Origin of the sequence: Paraburkholderia sp. C35 (genome assembly GCF_003121405.1) — a bacterium.
GTDB lineage: Bacteria > Pseudomonadota > Gammaproteobacteria > Burkholderiales > Burkholderiaceae > Paraburkholderia.
Genome location: NZ_QBUY01000010.1, coordinates 19,330 through 39,447, shown reverse-complemented (window position 1 = coordinate 39,447; position 20,118 = coordinate 19,330). Strand labels below are relative to the sequence as shown.

Sequence of the window (20,118 nt, the reverse complement as noted above, 5' to 3'; positions counted from 1 at the left end):
GCCGCCCTTATTCGTCGAAACCGCGACACACCGTCGATCTCGTTAGTCCGCGTTCTTTTTCCATCCGCTCGATCTGAGCCTTCGAGCGATGCGCAATCTCGTCTTTCATCGAGCACCACAGTCGCGCGCGTTCGACGAGATCGGACGACAAAACCATCTGGGCGCCGAGCTGCTCGATACGGGCCTCGCGCGCTGCGTCTTCTGTTGACTGATCGGGTGCGTTCATGCCGCCCTCTGTGCAATGACTTCTTCCATGATCGTTAGCTTCGACTGGCGGTTGAGCCACTGCTGGACTCCCCAGTTACCAACCGTTGCCGCCCAGGCGTTCAGACACTTTGCGGGCAGATCACGACGCGACGGCTTGTCATCTGCCTGCAAATAGTCCGAGACGTGCGACGCATAGCAGCCGATCATCTCGGCCAGCGTCTGGCGCGTCATCGCCTTGCTTCGGCGATTGGCCCACGACACGCGAACGATCTCGCGATACGTCGAACACTTCGCCACCTCGGCATCCGGCAAAAACGCCGGCGCGAGCACTACCCCGCCCACTAACCCCAACTCGTTCATTTCTTTCACCTTTTAGAAATTTTTCATCGCCTAACCGGTTGAATCACCGGTTGGGTTCGGCGCCAAATAAAGGCGTCACGAAGACGCCCCGGAACCAACGATGCTTGCCACCAGACAACCGCAAAAGCGACTGCCTCACCCAATAAAAAAGCCCGGGCCCGAAGGCACCGGGCAGACCTACACACGCGGGGGTAAAGGCGTGCTAGGAGACCACCGTTCCAACTGCAATTCGTTTCTAAGTCACCTTCTCTCCAGATGCGCGAACAAAAGCCCAGTCAACGCGATCGTTGAGCTCTTCGCAGCGGACTTCGCCGCCCGTGAGTTCCTCGATCTTCGGGCACTGTTCCGCAGCAACCGGACGTTTGCCGGTTAGCCACTGGTAGACCAAGCCCTGCGACACGCCAAGTTGCGCGGCAAATGTCGTCTGACTGATCTTGTGTTTGGAGAGGTAATCGGAGAGCTTCATGGACCAAATACTAGCACCGCTAGTTCTAATGTCAAGAGCGCCGCTCGTTGAGGTATCCAATAGCATCGCTACACTGGAATCCATGACGAAAGCAGCGACCAGCACAGATGACCAGCAAGCGGCCGAGGCGCGCCGCCTGGCGGAGCTTTACAAAGAGAAAAGCGGGGGTTTGACGCAGGAAGAGTTTGGTTCGAGATACAACATCGGCACGCAAGGGATGATGTGGCAGCTACTCAACGGTCGACGTCCACTGAGCCTGAAGTCGGCCATAGGTTTTGCGCGTGGACTTAACGTGCCGCTCGACGAGATCAGCCCGGCTATCGCTGCCGAAGTGAAAGAGGCCGCGAAGTTCATTCCGGATCTGATGATTACGCGGTCTGACGGGACGATCGCTATCGTCGAGATCAAAAAGCAAGAGTACGATCCAGAGCTCGCGGAGAGGCAAATAAAGCGCTACGAAGAAAAACTGGGGCAACCTATTACGCGGCTCCCGGTATATGTCGTGGACGCGCAGAACGCGATCGCCGAAGCGTATAAGGCCGACGCGCCTCGCGAGGTATTCGACGCAGTCAGAATCCTGCTATCCCAGCACCAAAAACATGTAGAAAGTGGCACTATTACCGCTCACCAGAAAGACGAGACGGTAAAGAAGCCCGCAGCCTCGATGCAAAGCATCGCGGAAGACGCCGACAGAGCGATTCGGGACGGAGAGAACCGCCTCGCCACACGTACCGAGGACACACGTGCGGCGCGAAAGACCGGGGTTCGAAGATCGAAAGGTGTTCGACATTGACGAGTATCGAAAGCGAAAAAGTCGAGCGTCCACCGATTACGGGGCCAAGATGGCAAAGCGAGACCCAGAAGGGTTTGACGGGCAAAGTACCGTCTACCGTGGGAACCTGTACGTCCACATCGACGACGACGGAAAGGTGGACTACGACATTGTGAAGGCAACGCGCCAGGACGCGCCCGCGCTTGTAATGGCGTGCCTGATCATGGCCATGAAGCTCACGCAGCTCATCGGCGAAGAACATCCCTGATATTTCTTCAGAAAAGACAGATCCGCTTCGGCGGATTTTTTTTCGCCCATCTGACTAGCACTGCTCTTGACAATCAAAATAGCGGTGCTATTCTTCACTCCAACGCAGCACACAACACGGCAGTCATCGGGAGATCGCCATGAATCGCAGCTACTCGTACTACTGGAACGGAAACGAAGTCTCGCGCGCTCAAGCCAGCTTGCTGATGGCTCGCGCCGCATATCAGCAAGGCTACGAGACCGAGAACTGGGAGCCGTCGTTCCGCAGCCCCAGCACCGAAGAGTGCCGCGACTTTCTCTTCGACATCAGCAACTGCCAGCTGGAAATCGTCGCTCACTAAAGCGGACGGCCGCCGTTGCGCGGCCTTTATCCAAAACCTCGGAGACAACCATGTCCCAGATCAACGAAGCACTGCAGTTTTCGATTCCTGAACTCAACGAAGGCGAGGTCTACGCCGGCATCCTGCTCGGGAAGAACGGCGCGGCGCATCAACACGTGATCCTTCTGCCCGGCGATATCGAAGACGGCAAGTGGAGCAACGCAAAGGAATGGGCGCAATCGATCGATGGAGAGTTGCCGACGCGCCGTGAGCAGTCGCTGCTGTTCGCTAACTGCGGTGAAGAGTTCAAGCGCGACTGGTACTGGTCGGGACAGGAGCACGAATCGGACAGCGCCTACGCCTGGTACCAGTACTTCGGCTACGGCGACCAGAGCTACTACCGCAAGGCCAGCTACCACTGTCGTGCGCGTGCCGTCCGCAGATTGCCCATTCAGTAATTCAGTTATTTCCTTCGGCTTTCATCGGGAGTTAGCCATGACCACAGGACGCGTAATCGACGAAGACGGACACGAAGCAGAAGGTGTGCTCCGCGCGAACGGAATCGTTAGTTTCACCATCGGCCGCCTGACGCGCCACGTCAGCATCGATGACTTCGCAGAGTTGGGTTTCGTGTGGAAGGCGAACCGCTCGGACGACGAGTCGCCCGCTACGTATCGCGAGCCCGTCGACAGTCCGCGCGTTTTCCGCGTGACCGGCGAAGGTGTGGCATGAGCCCGCTTCTCGTCCCGGTGATCGCTGTCTTTGTGGTCCTTGGCGTCGCGTTGGTTGTGGAGACGGTGGGCCTCATTCGAGTGGGGAAGTAATGAACACGATTCTTAGCAGTAGCGTTGAAGAACGCGTCAAGGCAGTTGTGGCAGAGCAAATGTGCGTGAGCATTTCGGACGTTTCGTCCGAGGCGCATCTGACGGCGGATTTCAACGCGGATTCACTCGACCTGATCGAAATGATCATGGCGATCGAAGACGAATTCGGCATCGAAATCACTGACGAAGAATCCGAGAAGCTCTCGACGGTCCAGACGCTGATCGACTGTGTTCAAAGAAAGGTTTGAAAAAACCCCGTAGGGGAGGACGGCGTGGCTTGCGACAAGTTCGCGTTGCCCGAGGATCACCCACAAACAGATGACGGGCCCTCAAACAGTCGTGACAGGTCGGAGAGACGGCCACTGAATTCCGGGCAGCGCTGGCATGCCGTAGGGGGAATCAAATCCCGTGAATGCATGCTCACCATTCAGGACAAGGTGTGGAACCCGAGGACACCCCGGAAAGACGGGGACTTTCAGAAGTGAGCGGTTGGCGGCACCGGTTGGGCTCCGGTGCACAGATATCCCCCTGAACGTCTACGGCAGACACGTGCGCCTTACGCGAACACTGACCGTTCACTCCTGAAGGTCGAAAGACCTTTCAAAGCCAGCGCGGCTCTAACAGCGCCATCTTGGGTGGGATGCCCTTGGTACTACTGCCGCGCCAGGCGTGACCGGAATAGGCGTGCTGTTTCCGGCAGAGGGGTGAAAAGTCCCTGATGCAAGTTGGCCCGAGGCGTTCCGCCGAGACAACCGACCTCTGCGAGGCGAATGCCCATACCGGTGGAAGGCCGGCCAAATTATCAGGAGTCCCATCATGCGCTACGTCGATAACCATTCCTCTCACGATGACTGGCTCACTCGCGGTTCTGAGCCGGCCGAGGATTCTGAAACGGACACGTACGAAGACTTCCTCAATCGCCGGTTAAAGGGTGAAGCTGATCTCGACTTCACGGTTCCGTACTCCCACTCACAGGTGTTGCAATGAACTGGTTCGCAATCTGGTTGATCGTCGCCTCGATGTCGCTCCTGTTCATTCGCGGCGCCACGCGTAGCGAAGGGGTTAAGGAGTGAGGCGCTACCTCGTCCATCGTCTTGCCGGCCGTCTGGCGAGATTCGTTCGTGGTGAAGACCGTGAGCCGGTGCACCAGTGGACGGAGTCTGAGCTGCGCCAGCTGGATCACGCGTACGGCGTGCTGGTTGGTCTGACGCTGGCGGCGATCGTCGCGATCTTGCTTCTGCTGATCAACAAGCCTGTCTGTTTTTGACGGCCGCGCGACCGACTCGCGCATCTACCTGAGGAAAGTGGAAATGAAAAAAGCAATCGCTATGGCGGTACTCGCAGTTGCAATGAGCGCCGCACACGCGGGCGGATCCGACAGCAGCTTCAACGTCGGTGGGGGCTTCAGCAGCTCGGTGACGTTGTCGGGCGGATCGATGGCCGAGTCTGGCCAAAACGGCAACGGTTCGTCGTCGCAGTACAGCACGTCGAGCGCATACGGAGTCGCAGCGGGCGGCACGGCTATGGGCGTTGGTGTCCTGCCGGCCGGCTTCGCGGTCGCGGGTCTGGGCGGCAGTGTCAGCGGCGCTTACGGCACCAGCGGCACGTACAGCTATTCGAGCGGATCGACGACGGGCAGCGGCTACGGCGATTCGAAGGGCGGTGCCGGCGTCGACTATTCGTCGTCTGGCTGGAGCGGTCTGTCGGGTTCGTACTCGTACTGATCAGAAAAACAAAAGGCCTCAGCTGCGGGAACAGCCGAGGCCTCACTACCACACACCTGAGGGGTGGCCATGAACAAGTTCACAGCGGTTCTGATTCTAGCACTCAGTGCGTCGGGATACGCACACGCTCAATCGACGACGGCGAACGCATCGCAACAGTCTTCGTCGAGCTCGACGGCACAAGGTTCGATCCAGTTCAGCCAGACGCCCGAGCACACCACGGAGACGATTCGTAACGTGAGCGCGCCCGTCCTCGGTGCGTACGCGTCGAGCTTCTCGCAGATGAACTGCGGACAGACGGTTCAATTCGGCGGCGCGATCGCTGGCGTGTCGTTGGTCGGTGGCGCTTCACACAGCCTGCAGGACTGCAAGCTCGAAGTTGCGGCAGCAGAGACCGTTCGCCAGTCGACGGTGACGGAAGACGCAACCGTGAAGGCCAATCTTCAGAAGGCCGCTGTTCTGATCCGTTGTCAGGTGAGCAAAGAGGTCTATGACGCATACCGCGCGGCGGGCTTCGACTGCTCACTCAAGCCGGCAGAACTGGAATCCCGCACAGACACGCAGCCAGCGAACTATCGCGTCGCTGGCAACTGAACGGAGGCGGACATGCTGAAGGATCGCGTCATTGACCTGAAGTACGAAATGCTGCTCGAACGCACGAAGCGCCGTCAGGCTGCGGCTAAGGCAGAACTGGTGCGTCGCGGCGTTGAGCCGCGCGTCCGGATCGGTGGTGCATGGGTTCCGCCGAACGTCGCGCGCGTCTTCGTCCACACGAACGTGAGAGGTCTGGCGTGAACGTAGTCAAACGCACTGACGAAGCTCCAGGGGAACACATCGTCTGCGATAGCTGCGAGAAAGACGCAGTGATCGTCCAGCGCGATTTCGGAATCGGCCGCAACGAGTACTGGGGCAACAAGAGCGTGCACGTCGATTACCGAAACTGCTGCAGCGAATGCGTCGATGAGGTGTGCTGACATGGCCGAGATCACTTTGAAGCCGTGCCCGATCTGCATGCTGGCTCCTGATCGGTTCTTCGTTGAGCGAGACCATATCGAGGTCATTGCCTGTCGAAAAGGATGCAAGCCGCGAGTTTTCGGTTTTGTCGTGCACATCACTTCCGTGCAGATCGAGGGACTTGGCTGGGCGGACCTAGGCGATGTCTGGAACACGATCCGGATTGAGATCGGCTCCGACGAGCAGCGGCATATCGTTTTCGACAGGTACCCGCCCGGGATGAAACCTCAAGAAATTGTTGGCCAGTTTCTCGCATGGTCGCCTCAAATCTCGGCCCGAAAGGCGAGAGAGCTCGCCATCTTCGGTAAAGCGAAAGGAGCATGACGTGATCCGAGCTTTCGATCGCTTCTACGAAAAGCATCCGCGCATCTGCTTCGGATTGGTCCTGATCGCATGCTTCGCCGTTCTTTACATCGCAAGTGAAGTCGATCGTGACAACGATTCGGCGCTGCGACTGCAATTTCTCTCTTCACACAGGAGCGCAACATGAGTGACAAGCCTCAAATCAGCCGTGCACCGATCGCACTGTCGACGGTGGAATCGTCTCAGATCCACGCAATCGGCCACGACCCGGCGACGAATACGCTCGCGGTCCAATTCAAGGACAAGGAGGGCGGACCGGGTTCGCTGTACCACTACTCGAATTTCGATGCAGAGGAGTTCGAGCATTTCAAGGGCGCTGAGTCGATCGGTAGCCACTTCTACAAGAACATCAAACCGAATGCGACTACGTACCCGTACGCGCGCATCGAAACGGATCCGGAGCAAGCATGACGAACGCAACTATGGCCGACGTCATCGACGTCGAATCCGCCGAAGCGCCGTCGGCCAAGTTGCCGGCGGTGCAGCAAGAACAGCCAGTTGCCCAGACGGCCGTCAGTGTGACGACGCCTGGCGACTTGCTGAGACTGGCCGTCCAGAAAGGCGCCGACATCGGCATGCTCGAGCGCCTGCTTGATCTGCAGCAGCGTTTCGAAGAGCGCGAAGCGGCCAAAGCTTTCGTAGCAGCCATGTCTGCCTTCAAGCGCGAGCCGATCGAGATCTACAAGCGCAAGGGTGTCGGATATCACACGAAGGAAGGTGATTTCGTTGGTTACAAGCACGCGCAGCTGTCGGACGTAACCGATGCGATCGCGCCGGCGATGGCCCGTCACGGATTGTCGTTCGGCTGGGACGTTCAGCAGCAAAGCAACCAGATCACGGTCCACTGCGTTGTCACACACCAACTTGGTCATTCGAAGACGGTGACTATGGTCGGAGCGCCTGACACCAGCGGTAAGAAGAATGCCATTCAGCAGGTCGCGAGCACCGTTACATATCTGCAGCGATACACATTGCTCGCCGTGACTGGTATGTCGACGAAAGACGAAGACGACGACGGACAGGGCAGCAGCGATGCCGATCAGCAGCAAGGTCAACAGCAACAGCCGGCTCAGCAGACGCGTGCCGGCGAATCGAACGACAAGCCAATCTATAGCGACGAGAAATTCAACGCCAACAAAGGCGACTGGAAGATCGTCGTGACAACCGGCCGCAAGACGCCCGAAAAAATGATCTCGTTCATCGAAACGCGCGGCTCTGCGCTGACCGATGCGCAGAAGAAGGAAATCCGTTCGTGGGCTAACGCCGACGGAAATCAGGGAGCGCAATAACCATGCACACGCACGATCTCATTCAAGGTAGCGACGAATGGATGGAATTCCGACTCCACCACTTCGGCGCATCGGAAGCCGCCGCAATGCTCGGCATCTCGAAGAACGTGAAGCGCAACGAGCTGCTTCACATGAAGCACACTGGCACGGCGAAGGAATACAGCGACTGGTTTCAGGAGCACGTGCTCGATCGCGGTCACGAACTGGAGGCGCTCGCCCGTCCGTTTGCCGAAGAAATTATCGGTGACGATCTCTATCCGGTCACCTGTTCTGACGACGTGCTCTCGGCATCGTGCGACGGCCTGACGCTCGACGAAGACACGACGTGGGAACACAAGCAATACAACGAGGCATTGTTCGCGTCGATCAAGCAACGCGTGCTGCCCGAAGAGCACATGCCTCAGGCCCAACAGATCCTGATGGTGACGGGCGCTCGTCGACTGATGTTCTCGTGCTCTGACGGCACGCGTGATGGCATGGTTTCCATGTGGATCAAGCCGGACCCGACATGGTTCGAACGGCTACGCGCCGGTTGGGCACAGTTCGAAAAGGATCTTGCCTCTTATGAGCCGCGGAGCATCAGGGAAAAGCCGCAAGCCGACGTGATCATGGGCTTGCCGACGCTCGCCGTGCAGATCGAAGGCAAGGTCGTCACCAGCAACCTGCCGCGCTTCAAGCAGGCTGCAGAGTCGTTCATCGCAAACATCAAGACGGAACTGAAGACCGACGAAGATTTCGCAAACGCGGAAGAGACGGTCAAGTTTTGCGAGAAGGCGGAAAAGGAGCTCGAAGTTGCGAAGAGCGCGGCCATCGCGCAGACGGCTACGATCGACGACATGATGCGCACGATCGATAGCATTAAGGAGCAGCTGCGTCGCAAGCGCCTCGACCTCGACAAGCTGGTCAAGACCCGCAAGGAAGAGATCAAGACCGGGATCATCGCCGACGGCCGCAAGCTCTTTGCTGACCATGTCGCCGCGCTCAATGCCGAACTGAACATGGTGCGGCTCGATGTTGCCGCTCCCGACTTCATCAGTGCCGCAAAGAACAAGCGCACGCTGGCCAGTCTGCACGAAGCGATCGACACGGCCGTCGCAAATGGAAAGATCGACGCCGACGCGGCCGCGCGCGAACTGCGCTCGAAGCTTGACTGGTATCGCCCCAAGGATGAGGAATACGGCTTCCTGTTCCGCGACCTGCAGACGGTTATCCAGAAACCGGCCGAGGACTTCAAGCTGCTCGTGTCGACACGTATCGACCAGCACAAGAAGGTCGAGGCGGAACGTCTGGAACTGGCTCAACGCCAGCGAGCAGAAGCGGCCGAGCGCGCTGCGACCACTGAAGATCCGGGAAAGGCTGGTGGGACCGCAGAGGCGGCGGCTACTCCTACCTCGACATCTGCCGCCCCGGTTGCCGCTGCCGCAGGCACTGGTAAGCCCGTACCGCGTGGTGGTAGCCGACGCATCGTCCGCCCGACGGCCGCGCAAATCGCCCAACTCGTCGCTAATTCATACGGCGTAGGCGAAGCCGTAGCGGCCAAGTGGCTCATCGAAATCAACTTCGAAGCGGAACTGACCAATCCGCCACTTTCATTGGCGTAACTCATCCGATCCACGAAGGAGAAACGAATGTTCGAGTACGAGCGACAGTTGACGCGCATCAGTCACATCAACGTCGGCCAGGAAAAGCACGGCAATCAGGACGTCAATGCGATGGACATCGATCTTCGCTACACCACCAGCAATCAGGTGCTGGCGATGTTCGCGCCGACGCTGAAATCGACACTGTTCGAAAAGGAAGACAGCCCGCAACAGGAGGTCAACCCCGACGCCGAGCACATGACGGTGGTCAGGCATCCGAAGATGGGCCCGATCAAGTGGGACGACACGTACGAGAACGCGAGCGTCACAGTGCACATCGGCGCGAGCGGCAAGGCCGACATCACTTTCGGCGACTGCAAGGTACGCAAGTTCGTTATCGAACCCAAGCAGGGTGGCACCGTCGTTGTCTCGTATCAGGTGCGCTGTCATCCGAGCGACGAACAGATCGGGAAGATCGCAGGCAAGCTGAATCAGGAAGTCTTCGTGACTCTCGATCCTGAAGCAGAAGGCGGAAGTGACGATGAAGCACCTGACACCGGCAAGGGCGCGAACGAGATCGCCGATCGGCTGAAGAAGGCGCGCGGTCGCAAGAAGCAGACCGAGCTGATCGACTAACCAGTTTCGGGGAAAGCCGCCTGCCGACAGGATGAAGCTGTCCCGATCAGCGTGAATCTCCAACCGGCCCGGTGAGTACCCGACCCATCTGAATGTCCCTTGGAGGAATTGTGAGAGCGGACATCGAGAAGTACCTCGGCACCGTCCCCGAGGCAACCGCCAAGGTCATAGCGGACAAGATCGGCGTCGACCGTCTGCACGTCGCGCGCGAGCTCAACACGATGGTGAGCTCTGGAATTGTCGAGCGTCGGATGCAGGCCGGTAAGTCGAAGGTGGCCAGTGAATACGTCTACTGGCTTTCTTCAAGCAAGGCAGGTGGTGTCGAGATGCACCCGACACGGATACCAGCAAGCGCAACTTTCATTCAGAAAACCATGAACACGAACGAATGCTCGACTAGCAGTGCCGAACTCCTTCGCGTGGAAGCACTCCGGGAACAGAACGTCGCTTTGCAGGATCAGCTGAGCATCGTGCGTGAAGCGCTGGAATCGGAGAAGGAAGCGCATGCCCGGACTCGCTCGGAGCAAAGCTCAGGCGACGCAGGCGCAACCGCGATGATTCGTGCCGAGCTCGATCGTGAGAAGGAAGCGCACGCGATCAACGTCAAGGAATTGAACAAGGTGATCGAAAAACTCGACGCGTCTGAGAAAGAAGCGAAGACATTGCGCGCCCGGTGTGCATCACTTCAGACGCAGCTTGACCAGTACGACGAGCGTCGTCGTTTCGAGACATGGTTTGGCGCGCGTCCCGAGAATTCCGGACAGCCCAGCATCGTGCGTGAAGCGATGTGGGAGTCGTGGCTCGAGCGTTCGAAGATGGTCGAGGTGGCCGCGTGACGACGAGCGAACCGATCTACGTCGCATTGAAGCGTCTTGAGCTCGCCGATCTTGATCCATCCGATCGCGAGGATCTGGCGCCAGCTTTCAACGCACTTCACGGTGGACAGGCCATCGCCCTGCCCGACCACATTGTTGAACGAATCCGCGCGCTCGACGCGCAATTGAGTACGGAATCGAGCTAACGCTCGAAGACGTGCGCGTGCTTGGCCCGGCCCTGTGCCGGGCGCTTTTTGAAAAATTCCGAGGAGCATTCATGCAACAGCTTTCGATTCCCCCGCTCGCAGAAGGCGAGATCTACGTCGGTGCCGTCGGCGACAAGAACGGCGACTTCTATCACGTGGTCCTCCTGCCCGGCGACAACGAAGAAGCATCGTGGGCCAAGCAGCTCGAATGGGCGAAGAGCATCGGCGGCGATCTTCCGAACCGCGTCGAGCAGGCTATGTTGTGGGAGAACCACCGTGATCAGTTCAAGGAAGACTGGTACTGGAGCAATGAGTCCTACCACCGCAATGACGCCTACGCCTGGTTCCAGGGCTTCGACGACGGCTACCAGAACTACGACCGCAAGGTCAGCAACGACTGTCGTGCGCGTGCCGTCCGCAGATTGTCGATTTAATCATTCATCCATTTTCGAGGAGCGTCAGCAATGACCATCACGCTTGAAGCCATTGAGGCCAAGCAGTCCGAGATCAGCGCGCTGATCGAGGGCTTCAAGAAACAGTCGACCAGCACAACGGTCGAGATCGCGGCATCGACCATCACGCTTGCGCCGGGCGAGCGGTACGCGGGTCTCGTACTCGACGAAGACGGCACGCCGTCGCACCACCTCATCCTGCTGCCCAGCGATGCCGACGGCTCAAGCTGGGGCGACGCTACCGCGTGGGCAGATAAGCAAGGTGGTGGATTGCCGACGCGTCGCGAGCAGTCATTGCTGTTCGCCAACCTGAAAGGCGAGTTTCAATCGGCTTACTACTGGTCGAACGAGACGCACGAGTCGGACAGCGCCTACGCCTGGTACCAGGGCTTCGACGGCGGCAGCCAGCACTTCAACCACAAGGACGACACCAACTGTCGTGCGCGTGCCGTCCGCAGATTGGTCATTGAGTAATTTAGTGATTTGAACCAGCATGGCCACACATAACCAACTCCCGATCTACAAAGTCGCCTACGACTTGCTCGACGTCACGACGAGTCTGGTCAAGAACATGCAGCGCGATTTTAAGCGTTCGATCGGTGACAAGATCACCACCGAGTGCATTGAGATCACGGTGCTGATCTTCCGCGCGAACGTTTCTCAGGAAAAGGCGGCTCACCTGCTAGAGCTTCTCGAACGTCTGCAGGTTGCCGAGCTGATGATCCGACTTGCAAGAGACAAACATCTGATCTCGCCAGTCGGATACGCGAACGCGATCGAACTGACAACAAGCATCGGGAAGCAGGCCAATGGGTGGCGTAAATCCGCAGTGCGCCCGATTCATGGAGGTCAAGGCCGCCATGACTGAGCGCCAATCTAATCTGGTCGTGCCGCTGGCTCACGAGGCCAACGCCATGCGCATTGCAGAAACGGACCGCCGGCGTGCGGCACCGTCTGGCGCAGTTTCCCGTCTGAGCACTCGGTCGGGCGACGTAAAAAGCACGATGGGTACGCCTACGCCTGGTACCAGAACTTCAACAACGGCAACCAGAACTACAACCACAAGGACAACAACAACTGTCGTGCGCGTGCCGTCCGCAGATACATCGGATCAAGCTGGTTTCACCTTCTCGGAACTCGTCCACGCCTACTTTGCTTGTAGGCGGACAAAACGGAATAGCTCGAGCGCGCTCGCGTTCGAGGAGCGCCTCGAGCACAACCTTCGCGAACTGTTCGACGAGCTGCAGGCTGGCGCATATCAGCCCCGCCGTTCAATCTGTTTCGTCATCACCAGGCCTAAGCCGCGCGAAGTATGGGCGGCTGACTTCCGCGATCGTATCGTGCATCACCTGCTGTACAACCGTATCGGTCCACGTTTCGAAAACTCGTTCATCGCGGACAGCTGCGCGTGCATAGTCGGGCGTGGCACTCTGTACGCCGCGCAGCGTCTCGAAGCGAAGGTGCGCAGCATTACGCAAAACTGGAGCCGTCGAGCGTTCTACCTGAAGTGCGATCTGGCGAACTTCTTCGTCAGCATCGACAAGCTAATACTTCGCGAGCTGCTCGCCGAGAAGATTGGCGAGCCGTGGTGGATGTCGCTGGCCGAGACCGTGCTCATGCACGATCCGCGCGACGACTTCGAGCTGCGCGGCGATCCGCAACTGATCGACCTGGTGCCGCCGCACAAGCGGCTGATGAACCAGCCGGCGCACCTCGGTCTGCCGATCGGAAATCTGTCGTCGCAGTTCTTCGCGAACGTCTATCTGAACGTGTTGGATCAACGCGCGAAACACCAACTGCGCGCGCGACACTATATCCGCTACGTCGATGACTTTCTGTTTTTGCATGATTCGCCCGACTGGCTCAACGGCGTACTGCGTGACGTCGAAGCGTTTCTGCCCGCTCGGCTGGCCGTACAGCTGAATCCGCGCAAAACCATCCTGCAGCCAATTGATACGGGTGTCGACTTCGTCGGTCACGTGATCAAGCCGTGGCGTCGTTCAACCCGTCGACGCACGTTCAACGAGGCTTTGACTCGTGTTGCCACTGCGCCAGAAGCTGATGTCCACCAGATGGCAAACAGCTACTTCGGATTGCTGCGTCAGTCGACCGCCAGCCATCGTGACCGCGCCAATCTCGCAAATATCGTAAGGAGCCGGGGACACGCGGTCGACAAGTCATTCACCAAGACCTACAGGGGATACGCGAAATGAACCGACTCACCGCTGCCCAAGCACGGGACATCGCCGGTCCGACAGCCGAAGAACGACTTGAACTTCGCCTCGGTGAAGCGCTTAACGCTGTCCGTGAAGCTGCTGAAAAGAAGAAGCGCGAAATCGCATTGCGCGGCGATTTCTGGACGCATGGTGGCTACGGCCAGACAGCGGATTGGATTGCCGCTTGCAACGCTCTACGCAATCTCGGCTACGAAGTGGACTTCTTCTACGAGGAACGCCAGTTCGTGAACATGTACACGATCGTAAGGTGGTAACCATGGAAGCGACCAAGATCATGCCCGTCGAGCAATGTGGCGCCGTGGGCAAGTGCCAGTCGAGTCCCGCTGGTTACTCTCATATGCTTCAGTCTCGCTACAGCTACTCGGAACCGTCGCCCAATGTAGTGGCGAAATATGCGATGCAGCAGCTCGAGCAAGCACGTCAGAAGGACGTCGAGATGCACGAGAAGAACGTGCCCGCGATCGAGACGAACAAGGCGATCACGGAGCGCGTGAAGGCCTTCATGGCAGAGATCGGCATGCCGAATAGCCACAGCGAGCGCGATACGAAATCCCGCGCGCGGTACCCGAAAAGCCTAACGATCCAGTCCGGATGGATTGGTGACGTGGCCCGACACATCAAAACATCAGACGGTTTTGAGTACGCCACGTCGACATATGAACGCTTGAAGCGCGACTACGAGTCCTATGCAGAGCGCGCCGAGCAGGAGGCTGAGCAGAAGCGCACGGAGCTCGAACGCAAGGCCGAAGCCGAGAAGCAAGCGCGCCGCGCGAACGTTGAACTGGCTCGCATCGTGCTGCGATATGAACTGCCAGAGGACTCGGACTGGCGGGATGTTCTCGATGCACTGTGCGAAAAAGATCAACGCATCGATCTGGCGCTGGCAATGATGGATGTGCGAGCCGATTGGAACGAGGGTGCATATCCAGTCCGCAACGCGATCGATCGATTCACCATCGAAACCGACGAGGACAAGGCGATCGCGAACGACATTCTCGCTTGTCTCCACGACTTCGAAGACGGTCGGGTGTTTCGTGACGCCACGTGGAATTATGACCACCTCATCGCGAGTGTCACGGACCAGCAACTGGCGCAGGATGCCAGGGCCGCGTACGAGCAAGTTCACAAGGACCGATAGCGTGACCGCGATCATCAGCGAATGCGGCACCTACCGATATCGCCTCGAGCGCGAACTGCAGCTCGTCGGGATCGTGGTCGCGTTCTTCGGCGTCAATCCGTCCTGGGCTGATTCTGTAATTCCAGATCAGACGGACATGAAGTGGCGCGGCTTCGGGAAGCTGCTCGGCGCGCGCAAGTACATCGCAGGCAATCCATTCGCTTTCCGTGCGCGCGAGGTTCGTGATCTTGCGAAAGCGCTCGATCCGATCGGACCGTTCAACGACATGCACTTGGGCCAGATCATCGGTGATGCGGATTTGCTCGTGCCGTGCTGGGGCGATCGCGCCAAACTGCCGGCGGCTTTGCGCCCTCACCTCGATGTGCTTGCGCGACGCATTCACGGATCCGGCAAGCCGGTAAAGGTCTTCGGTTTCACGAAGAGCGGCGATCCGAAGCATCCGCTGATGCTGGGCTATGACACGGAATTGATGCCATGGGCAGCGTAAGCGATCGAGAATTTCTGATCCATCTGGCCAAAGTCCACCTTGCCGAGTGTTCGCGCCGCAGGCGTGTCGATTCATGGTCGAACTTCTACTGGGTCGTATTCGGATGGGCGCAGAACGCACGCCGACGAGCATCTCAATCTCAGCCCGCCCAGGGCGAACTGTTCTGAGGAGCATATGGACACCGCAATCGAACTGCTGCGCGAGCTGGCTGCACTCAAACGCTATGACAAAAATGGACATCCGAACCGCAGCGAGCACATTGTCACGCTCAACACGACCACAGATCTGCTCGAGCGCATCGACGCCCTGCTTTCTGCGCCGATCGCTGTACCGATGGTGTATCCGGACGAGCTAACCGACGATCTCCGCGATGTGCTCGGATGGCCGAACTTCAAATGTGCTCCCGTCGCACATGTGCTTCGCGCCGGCGGCATGGATGTAAAGAGGAAGTCCGAAGACGAACAGGCGGTTGTTTTGCACTGGTTCATCAAACTCGTTCTCACGCGCGGTGCTGACTGGTGGCTTGGCGCGCGCGAGGAGATCGAGGCCATCCAGGAACGTCTCGGCTCTGTAGACGAGCCTACTTGCCAGTCTGACGCAGCAAAAGCGCGCCATTCCGATGGCCAAGGCTCTCAAGCTGATTGCGTCGTCGGCAGCGCGGGCAGATGAAATAGATGCCGAAATCGTCGATACCGATGGCTTCGGCCTTGAAAGGCACTTCGAAATTGCAACGAATGCAAAGCCAACCGTTGATCCATTCCCCCTCCATGACGACCTCCGCGTGGTCGCAAGGTGAGATATGAACGATAGAACAAATGACGGCGAAGTCAACGTGCCCGGTAGCTGGCAGAGGCTGACCGATGCAGAGGCAGCAGACATCGTCAAGGCCGCCAATGCTCCCGGTAGAGAAATGTTTCCGGGCGATTTTTATAACTTACTGGAATTCGAGATCGCATTCGGCACCGCAGTTCTGCGCGCCTATGAAGCTAGGCTCGTGGTGAGCAAACGCACAACGGAGAAGCAAATGCCTACCTACGACGGAGAAACGCTGCAACAACGTTATGCCAGAGAGTTGAGTTCGGACATGGGCGAATGGCGACCGATTGCGACAGCACCCAAAAATGGTGAATTCTTCGTCAAGGGGGGTGCTTTTCGACCGCCCGGCAACAATCCGCACTGGCACTATCCGCAAGGAGAAGTCAGGGTCCAACGCGTTGCAAACTATTTTTATGTGACGGATGAAAGATACAACCCTCCGCATTGCGGCTGTTTCGTTGCGCCTGACGTGCGCGGTGCTACGCATTGGAGGCCGCTGAACTCACTCTCTACAAGCGACGAGAGGGGATTGTGAAACTCGACGAACTGATTCATCGCGTCGGCGTCGACAACGTCGCCGTCCAGGTCCTGCACGAATCCATCACGAGCGCAAAGCAGCGACGTGGCTATGTCGATATCTCGTTCGGTACCGATTGCGTGTCAATGCGAGACATCGCGACCGGCGAGTGGGAAAACGTCGTGTTTGTGGTCAGCATCAGGCGCGCGGAATTTGAAGCTGCGCGGGTCGCGTCTATCGCGGCCGTCGAGAGCACCGTGGGAGATCCAAAGTGACCGTAAAAACATTCGACTGCGCGGGATGCTCGCCCTTCTGCTACGGCGGATATCACATGACCGAAGACAAAGACGGCTATGGTGATTGGGTACGCAAGGAAGACTATGACGTGGCAATTGCACGCGTCGCCGAACTGGAAGCCCGTGCATCCGAAGCGGCGGCAGGCGAGCCGGCGCCGATGCCGAACGTAGAGAGATTCAGCGAAAGCAGCGGCGAAGGCGGCGGAGTTTATCCAGATTACGACGACGGTGACTTTGTTCGATACGCAGATTTCGTCGCGTTGCATAAATCCCTCACCGCCCCTCCAGCCGCTAGCGAGCAGAAGCTGACGAATCTGCAAGCCGAGGTTGATCGCCTGAACGCGATCATCAACACGCCGCATGCTGATGACTTCCTGAAGGCCGTGAGCATTGAGGGCGAGCATCAACGTCAGCGCTGGGGTAGCGAACACGATGCGGGGAAAACACCGGCTGATTGGTTCTGGCTAGTCGGCCATCTCGGCGGAAAGGCGCTTCACGCGCACGCCGCTGGAAACGTTGAAAAGGCCGAACACCTCATCATCACGACTGCCGCCGCATGCGCAAACTGGCATCGGAACATGTTCGGCAAAACCAACATGCGCCCGGGCATCGACGGGGATGCGGCTCTCCGCGCCTCTGATAGCGCCACAGCCAGCGACAAGGAGGAAGCGTGAGCGAGAACAGCAAAATCGAGTGCGCTGCTCCCGGCGATCCCTGTATCGAATGGGGCGGTTACCGGAAGCGCGATGGATATGGGGTCGTTGGTTTCGAGGGGAAAAACAGAACAGCCCATCGTCTCGCATACTGCCAGCACAACGGCATAAGTATCGAATCGATTGTTGGGCTGGAGGTTCGTCATACTTGTGATAACCGTTCTTGCATCAATCCACGCCACCTGATTCTTGGGACGCACACCGAGAACATGAAAGACATGGTGGAGCGTCACAGGAACCCAACCGGCGAAAAACACGGCTCCTCGATACTCACGAGAAATCAAGTCGAAGAAATTCGACGCCTTTACGTCGCTAACAGCGAAACAGCCAGTTGCGCGTCTCTGGCGAGACGGTATGGCGTTCACAAGTCAACAATTTATCGGATCGTAACTGGCGATGGCTGGAAGTGACATGAAGTCGGCAGCAGAACGCATCATCGAAACTACGCGACGACACTGGGGCCTGAAATGAGCGACATACCTGTGATCGGCGAGCGCGCCATGACGCTCCGTGAGGCAGCGCAGCTGCTGCGCGTCTCCTATGGGACGGTCTACGCGCGCCGCGAGGAACTCGGCTTCTTCCAGATCGGATCGGTCTGGCGGATTTGGCCGGAAAAATTGAGGGAAGCTGTCCAGGGATACAATGAGCGCCGACCGGCGCGGACGGAACAGGAGAGAAAGGTATGTCTATCCGAAAGCGCGGCGGTGTCTGGAACATTGACATCCGCACCCCGAGCGGTGAGCGAATTCGCCGCTCTTGTGGCACGCAGGACCGCAAGGAAGCACAGGAGTACCACGACAAGGTGAAAGCCGAGTTGTGGCGGTCTGCGAAGTTGGGAGAAAAGCCCGCACGGCTATTCGAGGAGGCGGCGATTCGTTACCTCGCCGAAGAATCGGAGAAAAGGGACTATGAGAGTAAGGAGCGCCATCTGGCCGGGTTTGGCGGCCTGTTAGCCGGACGAGCGCTCCATACCATCACCCGCGCGGAAGTCTTCGATGCATTGCCGGTTGAAGACCAACGCAAGTACCGTAAAGGTCAGAAGGTTAGCACGAGCACGCGCAACCGTTATCTTGCGACGATTCGCGGTATGTTTAACTCGGCAGTGAAGTGGGAATGGCTGGACGTTGCGCCCAAACTGAAGGAAACGCCGGTGTCGAACAGTCGGATTCGCTGGATCACCCCTGAGCAGGCGCGATCGCTACTCGTGGCGATACCGACGACATGGCTGCGCGACATCACCGAAATGGCTTTCAACACGGGCTTACGTTGGAAAAACATTTCGTATCTTGAGTGGGCGCAGGTGGAGCTCGTACGGCGGCGCGCGTGGATTCATCCGGATCAGGCGAAGGGAAAGAAGCCGATCGGCGTGCCACTCAACGATGCGGCCGTCGCAGTCATCCGGCGCCAGCTCGGCAAGCATGAGAAGTTCGTGTTTGTGAACAACGACGCGCCCCGGCAGAAGTCAGACTTCCCGCAGTGGCGTCGCGCGTGTGAGAAGGCTGGCGTACTGCCGTTTCGCTTCCACGATACACGGCACACGTGGGCAAGCTGGCACGTGCAGAACGGCACACCGCTGAATGTGCTGAAGGAACTGGGCGGATGGGCCGATTACGACATGGTGCTGCGTTATGCACACCTGGCGCCTGACCAGCTGTCGCAGCACGCGAACACGGTCACGTTCTGGGCACAGCCGGCGCCGGATACTTCGGGCGCAGTGGTCAGGAAAGTTGGCTAGAAGCCTTATGCAGCAGGCGATCCAGCAGCGCTGGATCGAAAATGGGAAGACGGATCGCGCCGGATGAGGAGTCCGGCATCGCCCCAGCCAGAGCTAGATCCGCCATGAAGTGCATTATCGGCCTGAGCCGCGGACGCGTCATCACACAAGTTAACAAGAGACTGTTTCAAGATGCGTCAAAATAGTGCCATGCGCTTGCTGCCGGGCCTTGCGTATGTATCCGCTAAGATAGCGACCCTGGCCACACCTCCTGAAACCACTGACGCTCGCCTTGCCGACCTTTACGCTTCCCTCATCGCTCGAGGCGGAACTCGAAATCCGCAAAAGCCGCTTTATCGCCTACGCGATTCCCGTCGCCGACCGCGATGCTGCGATGGAAGAACTGCGTCGCCTGCGCGAATTGCATCCCACCGCCACGCACGTCTGCTGGGCATTGCTCGCGGGCGGACAGTCAGGCATGTCCGACGACGGAGAACCGTCCGGCACCGCGGGACGCCCGATACTCGAAGTGTTGCGTCATCATGATCTCGATGGCGTGCTGGCCGCTGTGGTGCGGTATTACGGTGGCGTGAAGCTAGGTGCGGGCGGGCTGGTGCGGGCTTATACCGATGCGATCGCGACTGCGCTGCAGGATGCGCCACGGGTGGAGCGGATTCCGCTGGCGTTGCTGTCTGTTGAAATCGGATATCCGGATGAGGCGCGCGTGCGGCGCTGGATCGAGCAGGAAGGGTTTGTTCTCGATGCGAGTGCTTATGGGATGAGTGTGGTGTTGACTGTGCAGATGCCGGTTAATGCGGTTGATGTTTCTCGTGATGCGTTGAGGGATATTACGCAGGGGCGGGCTGGGTTTTTTGATGATGTTTGAAGGTGGATTATCGCTGTTC

35 protein-coding genes are annotated in these 20,118 nt (G+C 58.4%); 32 read left to right on the top strand and 3 right to left on the bottom strand.

Translation table 11 applies throughout. The features are described from left to right. Positions 1-7: 7 nt before the first annotated feature. The 3 genes from DK391_RS09085 to DK391_RS09075 all read right to left on the bottom strand — a co-directional run bounded on the left by DK391_RS09085 (position 8) and on the right by DK391_RS09075 (position 1,033). Positions 8-226 (bottom strand): hypothetical protein, encoded by a 219-nt coding sequence (locus DK391_RS09085; protein WP_109477677.1) that lies wholly within the window; start codon positions 224-226, stop codon positions 8-10. After that, entirely contained in the window at positions 223-567 is a 345-nt protein-coding gene (locus DK391_RS09080; RefSeq protein WP_162600752.1) for a helix-turn-helix transcriptional regulator, read from the bottom strand. Before DK391_RS09080 ends, DK391_RS09085 begins: the two co-directional genes overlap by 4 nt. A gap of 235 nt (positions 568-802) precedes the next feature. After that, positions 803-1,033, bottom strand: a complete 231-nt coding sequence (locus DK391_RS09075; protein WP_109477782.1) for a helix-turn-helix domain-containing protein — start codon at positions 1,031-1,033, stop codon at positions 803-805. Here DK391_RS09075 and DK391_RS09070 point away from each other — a divergent pair. The 32 genes from DK391_RS09070 (at position 1,032) to DK391_RS08920 (ending at position 20,099) form a co-directional block, all read left to right on the top strand. Beyond that, positions 1,032-1,826, top strand: a complete 795-nt coding sequence (locus DK391_RS09070) for a helix-turn-helix transcriptional regulator (RefSeq protein WP_162600751.1) — start codon at positions 1,032-1,034, stop codon at positions 1,824-1,826. The genes DK391_RS09075 and DK391_RS09070 overlap by 2 nt on opposite strands. Continuing rightward, positions 1,813-2,073, top strand: coding sequence for a hypothetical protein (locus DK391_RS09065; protein ID WP_109477674.1), 261 nt, complete (start codon positions 1,813-1,815; stop codon positions 2,071-2,073). Before DK391_RS09070 ends, DK391_RS09065 begins: the two co-directional genes overlap by 14 nt. A gap of 139 nt (positions 2,074-2,212) precedes the next feature. Further along, a complete protein-coding gene (locus DK391_RS09060; protein ID WP_109477673.1) occupies positions 2,213-2,413 on the top strand; it encodes a hypothetical protein in 201 nt (66 codons plus the stop codon). 50 nt (positions 2,414-2,463) lie between these two features. Then, positions 2,464-2,850: a DUF1566 domain-containing protein gene (locus DK391_RS09055; protein ID WP_109477672.1), complete on the top strand. Its 387-nt coding sequence runs from the start codon at positions 2,464-2,466 to the stop codon at positions 2,848-2,850. A 37-nt stretch (positions 2,851-2,887) separates the two neighbouring features. Further along, a complete protein-coding gene (locus tag DK391_RS09050; protein WP_109477671.1) occupies positions 2,888-3,124 on the top strand; it encodes a hypothetical protein in 237 nt (78 codons plus the stop codon). A 91-nt stretch (positions 3,125-3,215) separates the two neighbouring features. Next, positions 3,216-3,464 carry an acyl carrier protein gene (gene acpP / locus DK391_RS09045; protein ID WP_109477670.1) on the top strand — a complete coding sequence of 83 codons (249 nt, stop codon included), beginning with the start codon at positions 3,216-3,218 and terminating at the stop codon, positions 3,462-3,464. Between the two features lie 568 nt (positions 3,465-4,032). Beyond that, positions 4,033-4,203: a hypothetical protein gene (locus tag DK391_RS44215; protein WP_162600750.1), complete on the top strand. Its 171-nt coding sequence runs from the start codon at positions 4,033-4,035 to the stop codon at positions 4,201-4,203. A gap of 82 nt (positions 4,204-4,285) precedes the next feature. Beyond that, on the top strand, positions 4,286-4,483 hold the full coding sequence (locus tag DK391_RS44210) for a hypothetical protein (RefSeq protein WP_162600749.1): 198 nt from the start codon (positions 4,286-4,288) through the stop codon (positions 4,481-4,483). A 43-nt stretch (positions 4,484-4,526) separates the two neighbouring features. Next, on the top strand, positions 4,527-4,940 hold the full coding sequence (locus DK391_RS09040) for a hypothetical protein (RefSeq protein WP_109477669.1): 414 nt from the start codon (positions 4,527-4,529) through the stop codon (positions 4,938-4,940). 69 nt (positions 4,941-5,009) lie between these two features. Further along, positions 5,010-5,534, top strand: coding sequence for a hypothetical protein (locus DK391_RS09035; protein ID WP_109477668.1), 525 nt, complete (start codon positions 5,010-5,012; stop codon positions 5,532-5,534). Between the two features lie 12 nt (positions 5,535-5,546). Next, positions 5,547-5,735 (top strand): hypothetical protein, encoded by a 189-nt coding sequence (locus DK391_RS09030; RefSeq protein WP_109477667.1) that lies wholly within the window; start codon positions 5,547-5,549, stop codon positions 5,733-5,735. A 180-nt stretch (positions 5,736-5,915) separates the two neighbouring features. Continuing rightward, the gene (locus tag DK391_RS09020; RefSeq protein ID WP_109477665.1) at positions 5,916-6,278 is read left to right on the top strand and encodes a hypothetical protein; all 363 of its coding nucleotides are present in this window, start codon (positions 5,916-5,918) and stop codon (positions 6,276-6,278) included. A 162-nt stretch (positions 6,279-6,440) separates the two neighbouring features. Beyond that, entirely contained in the window at positions 6,441-6,728 is a 288-nt protein-coding gene (locus DK391_RS09015) for a KTSC domain-containing protein (protein WP_109477664.1), read from the top strand. Next, positions 6,725-7,606, top strand: a complete 882-nt coding sequence (locus tag DK391_RS09010) for an ERF family protein (protein WP_204117322.1) — start codon at positions 6,725-6,727, stop codon at positions 7,604-7,606. Before DK391_RS09015 ends, DK391_RS09010 begins: the two co-directional genes overlap by 4 nt. 2 nt (positions 7,607-7,608) lie before the next feature. After that, positions 7,609-9,207, top strand: a complete 1,599-nt coding sequence (locus DK391_RS09005; RefSeq protein ID WP_109477663.1) for a YqaJ viral recombinase family protein — start codon at positions 7,609-7,611, stop codon at positions 9,205-9,207. A 27-nt stretch (positions 9,208-9,234) separates the two neighbouring features. Further along, the gene (locus DK391_RS09000) at positions 9,235-9,822 is read left to right on the top strand and encodes a hypothetical protein (RefSeq protein WP_109477662.1); all 588 of its coding nucleotides are present in this window, start codon (positions 9,235-9,237) and stop codon (positions 9,820-9,822) included. 110 nt (positions 9,823-9,932) lie between these two features. After that, a complete protein-coding gene (locus DK391_RS08995) occupies positions 9,933-10,658 on the top strand; it encodes a hypothetical protein (protein WP_109477661.1) in 726 nt (241 codons plus the stop codon). Beyond that, complete coding sequence (locus DK391_RS08990; RefSeq protein ID WP_109477660.1) at positions 10,655-10,843, top strand: hypothetical protein; 189 nt, start codon at positions 10,655-10,657, stop codon at positions 10,841-10,843. The genes DK391_RS08995 and DK391_RS08990 overlap by 4 nt, the downstream gene beginning before the upstream one ends. Positions 10,844-10,914: 71 nt before the next feature. Continuing rightward, positions 10,915-11,277, top strand: a complete 363-nt coding sequence (locus tag DK391_RS08985; protein WP_109477659.1) for a DUF1566 domain-containing protein — start codon at positions 10,915-10,917, stop codon at positions 11,275-11,277. Positions 11,278-11,307: 30 nt separating this feature from the next. Then, on the top strand, positions 11,308-11,769 hold the full coding sequence (locus DK391_RS08980; RefSeq protein ID WP_109477658.1) for a DUF1566 domain-containing protein: 462 nt from the start codon (positions 11,308-11,310) through the stop codon (positions 11,767-11,769). A gap of 19 nt (positions 11,770-11,788) precedes the next feature. Further along, on the top strand, positions 11,789-12,163 hold the full coding sequence (locus DK391_RS08975; protein WP_109477657.1) for a four helix bundle protein: 375 nt from the start codon (positions 11,789-11,791) through the stop codon (positions 12,161-12,163). A gap of 220 nt (positions 12,164-12,383) precedes the next feature. Further along, positions 12,384-13,508 (top strand): RNA-directed DNA polymerase, encoded by a 1,125-nt coding sequence (locus DK391_RS08970; RefSeq protein WP_239482774.1) that lies wholly within the window; start codon positions 12,384-12,386, stop codon positions 13,506-13,508. Further along, positions 13,505-13,786 (top strand): hypothetical protein, encoded by a 282-nt coding sequence (locus DK391_RS08965; protein WP_109477655.1) that lies wholly within the window; start codon positions 13,505-13,507, stop codon positions 13,784-13,786. Before DK391_RS08970 ends, DK391_RS08965 begins: the two co-directional genes overlap by 4 nt. Before the next feature lie 2 nt (positions 13,787-13,788). Then, positions 13,789-14,670: a hypothetical protein gene (locus DK391_RS08960; RefSeq protein ID WP_109477654.1), complete on the top strand. Its 882-nt coding sequence runs from the start codon at positions 13,789-13,791 to the stop codon at positions 14,668-14,670. 1 nt (position 14,671) lies between these two features. After that, positions 14,672-15,157: a DUF1643 domain-containing protein gene (locus DK391_RS08955; protein WP_109477653.1), complete on the top strand. Its 486-nt coding sequence runs from the start codon at positions 14,672-14,674 to the stop codon at positions 15,155-15,157. Positions 15,158-15,331: 174 nt separating this feature from the next. Further along, the gene (locus tag DK391_RS08950; protein WP_109477652.1) at positions 15,332-15,826 is read left to right on the top strand and encodes a hypothetical protein; all 495 of its coding nucleotides are present in this window, start codon (positions 15,332-15,334) and stop codon (positions 15,824-15,826) included. A gap of 130 nt (positions 15,827-15,956) precedes the next feature. After that, positions 15,957-16,508, top strand: coding sequence for a hypothetical protein (locus tag DK391_RS08945; protein ID WP_109477651.1), 552 nt, complete (start codon positions 15,957-15,959; stop codon positions 16,506-16,508). Continuing rightward, positions 16,505-16,765 (top strand): hypothetical protein, encoded by a 261-nt coding sequence (locus DK391_RS08940; RefSeq protein ID WP_109477650.1) that lies wholly within the window; start codon positions 16,505-16,507, stop codon positions 16,763-16,765. Before DK391_RS08945 ends, DK391_RS08940 begins: the two co-directional genes overlap by 4 nt. A 56-nt stretch (positions 16,766-16,821) precedes the next feature. Then, a complete protein-coding gene (locus DK391_RS44820) occupies positions 16,822-17,460 on the top strand; it encodes a hypothetical protein (RefSeq protein WP_204117321.1) in 639 nt (212 codons plus the stop codon). Beyond that, a complete protein-coding gene (locus DK391_RS08930; RefSeq protein WP_204117320.1) occupies positions 17,457-17,909 on the top strand; it encodes an HNH endonuclease in 453 nt (150 codons plus the stop codon). The genes DK391_RS44820 and DK391_RS08930 overlap by 4 nt, the downstream gene beginning before the upstream one ends. Before the next feature lie 272 nt (positions 17,910-18,181). Next, positions 18,182-19,234, top strand: a complete 1,053-nt coding sequence (locus tag DK391_RS08925; RefSeq protein WP_109477649.1) for a site-specific integrase — start codon at positions 18,182-18,184, stop codon at positions 19,232-19,234. A 271-nt stretch (positions 19,235-19,505) separates the two neighbouring features. After that, the gene (locus DK391_RS08920; protein ID WP_109477648.1) at positions 19,506-20,099 is read left to right on the top strand and encodes a YigZ family protein; all 594 of its coding nucleotides are present in this window, start codon (positions 19,506-19,508) and stop codon (positions 20,097-20,099) included. The last annotated feature ends 19 nt before the right edge of the window (positions 20,100-20,118 follow it).

Coding starts and splice junctions, on each gene's coding strand:
- DK391_RS08945 (WP_109477651.1), top strand. CDS start 15,957: ATGAACGATAGAACAAATGACGGCGAAGTCAACGTGCCCGGTAGCTGG.
- DK391_RS09080 (WP_162600752.1), bottom strand. CDS start 567: ATGAACGAGTTGGGGTTAGTGGGCGGGGTAGTGCTCGCGCCGGCGTTT.
- DK391_RS09060 (WP_109477673.1), top strand. CDS start 2,213: ATGAATCGCAGCTACTCGTACTACTGGAACGGAAACGAAGTCTCGCGC.
- DK391_RS09015 (WP_109477664.1), top strand. CDS start 6,441: ATGAGTGACAAGCCTCAAATCAGCCGTGCACCGATCGCACTGTCGACG.
- DK391_RS09010 (WP_204117322.1), top strand. CDS start 6,725: ATGACGAACGCAACTATGGCCGACGTCATCGACGTCGAATCCGCCGAA.
- DK391_RS08980 (WP_109477658.1), top strand. CDS start 11,308: ATGACCATCACGCTTGAAGCCATTGAGGCCAAGCAGTCCGAGATCAGC.
- DK391_RS08965 (WP_109477655.1), top strand. CDS start 13,505: ATGAACCGACTCACCGCTGCCCAAGCACGGGACATCGCCGGTCCGACA.
- DK391_RS08985 (WP_109477659.1), top strand. CDS start 10,915: ATGCAACAGCTTTCGATTCCCCCGCTCGCAGAAGGCGAGATCTACGTC.
- DK391_RS09000 (WP_109477662.1), top strand. CDS start 9,235: ATGTTCGAGTACGAGCGACAGTTGACGCGCATCAGTCACATCAACGTC.
- DK391_RS09075 (WP_109477782.1), bottom strand. CDS start 1,033: ATGAAGCTCTCCGATTACCTCTCCAAACACAAGATCAGTCAGACGACA.
- DK391_RS09050 (WP_109477671.1), top strand. CDS start 2,888: ATGACCACAGGACGCGTAATCGACGAAGACGGACACGAAGCAGAAGGT.
- DK391_RS09030 (WP_109477667.1), top strand. CDS start 5,547: ATGCTGAAGGATCGCGTCATTGACCTGAAGTACGAAATGCTGCTCGAA.
- DK391_RS08925 (WP_109477649.1), top strand. CDS start 18,182: ATGTCTATCCGAAAGCGCGGCGGTGTCTGGAACATTGACATCCGCACC.
- DK391_RS09055 (WP_109477672.1), top strand. CDS start 2,464: ATGTCCCAGATCAACGAAGCACTGCAGTTTTCGATTCCTGAACTCAAC.
- DK391_RS09005 (WP_109477663.1), top strand. CDS start 7,609: ATGCACACGCACGATCTCATTCAAGGTAGCGACGAATGGATGGAATTC.
- DK391_RS08950 (WP_109477652.1), top strand. CDS start 15,332: ATGGACACCGCAATCGAACTGCTGCGCGAGCTGGCTGCACTCAAACGC.
- DK391_RS44820 (WP_204117321.1), top strand. CDS start 16,822: ATGACCGAAGACAAAGACGGCTATGGTGATTGGGTACGCAAGGAAGAC.
- DK391_RS08960 (WP_109477654.1), top strand. CDS start 13,789: ATGGAAGCGACCAAGATCATGCCCGTCGAGCAATGTGGCGCCGTGGGC.
- DK391_RS09085 (WP_109477677.1), bottom strand. CDS start 226: ATGAACGCACCCGATCAGTCAACAGAAGACGCAGCGCGCGAGGCCCGT.
- DK391_RS09035 (WP_109477668.1), top strand. CDS start 5,010: ATGAACAAGTTCACAGCGGTTCTGATTCTAGCACTCAGTGCGTCGGGA.
- DK391_RS09070 (WP_162600751.1), top strand. CDS start 1,032: ATGGACCAAATACTAGCACCGCTAGTTCTAATGTCAAGAGCGCCGCTC.
- DK391_RS09040 (WP_109477669.1), top strand. CDS start 4,527: ATGAAAAAAGCAATCGCTATGGCGGTACTCGCAGTTGCAATGAGCGCC.
- acpP (WP_109477670.1), top strand. CDS start 3,216: ATGAACACGATTCTTAGCAGTAGCGTTGAAGAACGCGTCAAGGCAGTT.
- DK391_RS44215 (WP_162600750.1), top strand. CDS start 4,033: ATGCGCTACGTCGATAACCATTCCTCTCACGATGACTGGCTCACTCGC.
- DK391_RS08975 (WP_109477657.1), top strand. CDS start 11,789: ATGGCCACACATAACCAACTCCCGATCTACAAAGTCGCCTACGACTTG.
- DK391_RS09020 (WP_109477665.1), top strand. CDS start 5,916: ATGGCCGAGATCACTTTGAAGCCGTGCCCGATCTGCATGCTGGCTCCT.